Origin of the sequence: Thiolapillus sp. (assembly GCF_048562965.1) — a bacterium.
GTDB lineage: Bacteria > Pseudomonadota > Gammaproteobacteria > Chromatiales > Chromatiaceae > Thiolapillus > Thiolapillus brandeum_A.
On the sequence record NZ_JBHNMF010000846.1, the window covers coordinates 1 to 1,245 of the forward strand.

Consider the following 1,245-nt stretch of genomic DNA (forward strand, 5'->3'; position numbering starts at 1 on the left):
TTCTCCATGTAATACTGGAACCCCCATACCTGTGCCTGGCGATTGTTCCAGTCGAAAGAATCCACAACAGCGGCGCGCCCGTTGGCCCGCATCCACTGTTCTACCTCTTTGCGCAGGGGGGGCGCCACGCTGATAGGCATCGTCTAGTATTTGCTGCTGTTCCGCGTTAATGATGCCCGTGCGCTGCATCATCTGAAATGCCCCGCGCCACCCCTCGGCTTTGTCGGGGAAAGCAGACAACTCCAAGAGCCGATTGCCCACTATGCGTACGGTTTCCCGTCCGGGAATACTGGCAACTGTCACCTCATTTCCCAGCAGATCCGCGACAGCACGCAGCGCGTCCAGGGTATCCGAGTTCATTGGCTTTCTCCATACAGCACCACAAATAAACGCGACAATTCCGCTGACGAAAGTGCAAAGTCAGCATCGAATTGCTCTGCAGGGGATTCCGCCTCCACCTCTGCGGTTTCTTCAAGCACAACATCATAGAATTTCAAGCGCTTCAGATGCCCTTTTTCATTGAGCACAAACGCCATCCGGTCATCATATTCCAGAGAAAGCGCCGTTACTTTTTTCCCGGTATCGACTAGGGTCTGGATTTCTTCTGCATTCAGGTCTTCATTCTTTGCTCGAATAATGCCCCCTTCTTCATCGCGCAGTTCACATTCATATCCGATTGTCAGCCCATTGGGCATCTCGCCTTGTTGCCTCAGCCACCGTGTCATCAACAGACGCGGCTCGTCCTTCATTTCTATTGGGACCACCGGCAGGCTGCCTAGGGTGTCCCTTAGCAACGACAGCAGGTTTTCGGCGGTGGCGGGAGAACCTGCATCAACCACCAACCAACGATTGATGGGATCGATATAGGCGTAATGCAGGCTGCTTTTAGTGAATGCCCGGGGCAACATCTCTGTAATGACAAGATCGCGCAGCGATGCCTTCTCCTTGCCCGTGATTTTCCGCCCCTCCCGCTTTTCGCGGGCCGCAATGCGCTCTTGTAGTAGCTCTTTCACAGCGGCGGGCGGCACGATCTTTTCCTCTTTTTTTGCACAGACCATAATGCGCCCGTTTGCAACATGTACCATCTCACCGTCATCACCCAAGGGCGGCTCCCAGCCCCAGGTCTCCATAGCCAGATTGCTCAGGGGGCGGCTTTGCTTTTCCGAAAGCGCTTGCGCCAGGGTGACTTCATTTTCGTAGAAGGGTTCGTCATACCGATACAATATGATGTTTCTAAACCACATT

General features: G+C 53.8%; 1 protein-coding gene. It reads right to left on the bottom strand.

Annotation, left to right across the window (positions count from 1 at the left end):
- Positions 1-356: 356 nt before the first annotated feature.
- Positions 357-1,245, bottom strand: an 889-nt coding sequence (locus ACOCD2_RS20570; protein ID WP_293650104.1) for a recombination-associated protein RdgC, incomplete at its 5' end; no start/stop codon positions are given.